The organism is Pseudomonas sp. ARP3, from assembly GCF_001029595.1.
GTDB lineage: Bacteria > Pseudomonadota > Gammaproteobacteria > Pseudomonadales > Pseudomonadaceae > Aquipseudomonas > Aquipseudomonas rhodesiae.
On the sequence record NZ_LEKF01000052.1, the window covers coordinates 1 to 3990 of the forward strand.

The 3990-nt window shown below is 63.4% G+C and carries 1 protein-coding gene; it reads right to left on the reverse strand.

Translation table 11 applies throughout. The annotated features are described in order from the left end of the window. A partial coding sequence (locus ABX75_RS27885; RefSeq protein WP_047883125.1) for a condensation domain-containing protein occupies positions 1–3990 on the reverse strand: 3990 nt, incomplete at both ends.

The following is a 3990-nucleotide window of genomic DNA, read 5'->3' on the forward strand; positions in this document are numbered from 1 at the left end:
CGCGGTGATCGCCAGGGGCGGCAATCACCAGGCGCGAGCCGGTCATCAGCGGCCAGAAGAACTCCCACACCGACACGTCGAAACTGAACGGGGTCTTTTGCAATACGCTGTCGGCCGCGCTTAACCCGTAGGCTTCCTGCATCCATTGCAGGCGGTTGAGCAAGGCCGAATGACGGTTGCCCGCGCCCTTGGGTTGGCCAGTGGAGCCCGAGGTGTAGATCACGTACGCAAGGTTTTCACCGTCCAGCGCGACAGCCGGGTTTTGCTCGCTGTATTGCTCGTAGGTCGACTCGCCCAGTATCAGGGTTTCCAAGCCATGCGGAATCGGCAACTGGCCGAGCAAAGGCGCTTGGGTCAGCAGCAGTTGCACGCCGCTGTCGTCGAGCATGTAGGCCAGGCGTTCGCGTGGGTAGTCGGGGTCCAGCGGCACATAGCCGCCGCCGGCCTTGAGCACCGCAAGCAGGCCGATAACCATGTCGAAGGAGCGCTCGACTGCCAGCCCCACACGCACATCCGGACCGACACCGGCCTCGATCAAGCGATGGGCCAGGCGGTTGGCGCGGCGGTTGAGCTCGGCGTAGTCGATACGTTGCTCGGCAAACACCAGGGCCGTGGCCTGCGGCTGGCGTTTGGCCTGGGCTTCGATCAGGTGATGCACCCACTGGTTTTGCGGGTAGTCGCGGGCGGTGGCGTTCCACTGTTCAAGTATTTGTTGGCGCTCGGTCATGTCCAGCATGGCCAGTTCGCCAAGGCTTTGCTCACCGCCTTGGAGCATGCCACCCAGCAGGTTGGCCAGATGCCGGGCGTAGCCCTGCACCATGGGCATGGTGAAATGCGCACGGGCAAAGTTGAATTGCACCGACAGCGTTTCACCGACGTCCGCCAATACCGTCAATGGAAAACTGGTTTGTTCATGGGCCTGTGGCGCGCCAAATCGCAGACCACTGCCGCCGCTCTGCTCAAGGGCTTTGGACACCGGGTAGTTTTCGAATACCAAGATGCTGTCGAACAGCCCTTCCCCGCCTTGCCCGGCCCACCGCTGGATATCGTACAGCCCACAGTGCTCATGCTCGCGCAGGGACAAGTTCTGCGACTGCACTGCTTGCAGCCAATCGGCCACCGACGCCTGCTCATCCACTGCGCAGATGACCGGCAAGGTGTTGATAAACAACCCAACCTGTTGTTCCACCCCCACCAGTTCAGCGGGACGCCCGGATACCGTGGCGCCGAATGACACCACCGGTTGCCCGCTGTGGCGGTGTAGCAGGATCAGCCACGCCGCCTGGATCAAAGTATTGAGGGTAACCTTGTGGCTTCGCGCGAAGGATTCCAGGCGCTCAGTCAAGCCGGGGTCAAGCGATAACTGATGCTGCCCCTGCCCCGTCTGCGACGTTGGCGGATAGGTGCCCAGGCGGGTCGGCGCTTGCAACGCGCCCACCTGTTCGCGCCAGAAGGCTTCGGTCGCCGCGCTATCGCGCTGTTGCAACCAGCCGATGTAATCGCGATAGCGCCCGGCGGTTTCGGGCACCGCGATCCCGGCATAGCGTTGCAGTACTTCACCGAACAAGCGGGAATTGCTCCAGCCATCCATCAGGATATGGTGATGGGTGTAAATCAGTTCATGGCGCTGCTCGTCGGTGCGCACCAGCAGCAGGCGCATCAAAGGCGCGTGGGACAGGTTGAAGCCCTGCCGACGCTGGGCCTGCTGCAAATCCTGTAGAGCCTGTTCGCACTCCGGCATGGCGCGCCAGTCAAGCACCTCAACGGGCAAACGGGCCGCGCGGTACACCACCTGGCATGGCCAGTCCAATTGCCCTTCCCAGAAAAACCCGCTGCGCAGCACGTCATGCGCCTGCACCGTCGCGTCCCAGGCTTGCTGGAATCGTGGCACGTCCAGGCCATCGACGCTGACCCGGATCTGGTTGATGTAGTCGCCCGCCGCTTGCTCATAGAGGGAGTGGAACAGCATGCCCTGCTGCATGGGCGACAAGGTGTAGAGGTCTTCGATGGCATCGGCCGCCAGCGGCAGCGACTCAAGTTGCTGTTGGTTCAACCGCGCCAAGGGGAAGTCCGACGCGGTGACGCCGCTGTTGCCGGGCGTGCAGCAATGCGCGATCAACGCCGTCAGTTCGCGGCTGAATGCCACGCTCACAGCTTCGATCACCTCAGGGTCGAACATCAGCGGACTGAAGGTCCAACCCATGTGCAACTCGCCGCCATACACTTGGCCGTTGACGGTCAACCAGTTGCTCAGTGGCGCATCCGGGCTCTGCTCGGCACCGGCACTTTCCGACGCAGTGGCAAACAGGCCGTCCGGCTGATCGAAGCTGGCGTCGACCTGGCCCAGGTAGTTGAAAGTGATGCGCGGCACCGGCAAGCGACTGAACGCTTGGCGCGTCGCATCATCTCCCAGATAACGCAGGGCACCGAACCCCAGACCGTTGTCTGGAATGGCACGCAGTTGCTCCTTGATCTGCTTGATGGAATCGGCCAGGGAGTCAGCCGGCGTCAGGCGCACTGGGAACAGACTAGTGAACCACCCCAGAGTGCGACTCAGGTCGATGTCATCGAACAGGTCCTCACGTCCATGGCCTTCCAGCTGGATCAGGCTGCTGGCATGCCCGGTCCATTGGCAGATCACCCGCGCCAGGGCGGTCAGCAGCAGGTCATTGATCCGTGTGCGATAGGCCGCCGGTGCCTGTTGCAGCAATTGCCGGGTGCGTTCGGCGTCCAGTCGGCTGACCAGCGTGCGCGCCAGTCGACCTGGCCGAGCGCCGTGGGGGTCACGACACGGCAGGTCCGTGGGCATGCCATCGAGTTGCTGCAACCAGAAGTGCTTTTGCGACTGGATCGCTTCGCTGTGGGCATAGCCCTGTACGCGCTCGGCCCACGCTTTGAACGACGTCGTCTTGGCTGGTAGCGCATGCTGGCGATACAGACTTTGCAGGTCTTCAAGCACCACCCGCCAGGACACGCCATCCACCACCAAGTGGTGCATGACCAGCAGCAACCGTTGGCTGCCGTCCAGCAGATCGGCAAGCAATACACGCAGCAGCGGCCCGTTCAGTGCAAGGCTGCGCTGGGCCTCTTCACAGCGCGCCGTCAGGGCCTGGGTATCCGGCACCGTGGCGTGCCAGAGCAGTCCGCTGGCAGGCTCGGCATGCACGGCCTTCCACGCTGAACCGTGCTGACTGAAGCGCAGGCGCAGTACATCGTGGTGCAGCATCAGCGCCTGCAAGGCCGCTTCCAGGCGTGCGGCCTGCAGAGGCTGGCGCGGCGTCAAGAGCAGTGACTGGTTCCAGTGGTGCGGCTGCGGCAGGTCTCTTTCGAAGAACAACTGTTGGAACGGCAGCAGCGGCGTCTGACCCTGCACCGGCCCCTGGTCGATCACTGCCACAGCGTGCAGCTGTGCCACCCGCGCCAGGCTGCGCACGGTCTGGTGCTGGAACAGCGCCTTGGCGGTGAAATGGATGCCGGCAGCACGCGCGCGGCTGACGACCTGGATCGAGATGATCGAATCCCCGCCGCGTTCGAAGAAGTTGTCGTTGACCCCCACTTGCTCGACGCCCAGCACATCGGCCCAGATCGCGGCGATCTGTTGCTCCAATGCGCTCTGCGGGGCGATGTAGTGATGCGTCACCTCAGGTTTGGGCAACGCCTTGCGATCCAACTTGCCGTTGGGACTCAGCGGCATCTGCTCCAGCAGTACCCACTGCGCCGGCACCATGTAATCCGGCAGGTGTTCGGCCAGGTGCGCACCGAGCACCTCGCGCCAATCGCCGTGGGCATGGTGCAGCACCAGGTAACCCACCAAGTACTTGCCGTCCACCGCCAGCACCGCCGCTTCACGGACCTGCTCGTGTTCCAGCAACCGCGCTTCGATCTCGCCCAGCTCGATGCGCAGGCCGCGCAGCTTGACCTGATGGTCGATACGCCCGGCGTATTCGATCACTCCGTCTTCGCGGTAGCGCGCCAGGTCGCCGGTGCGGT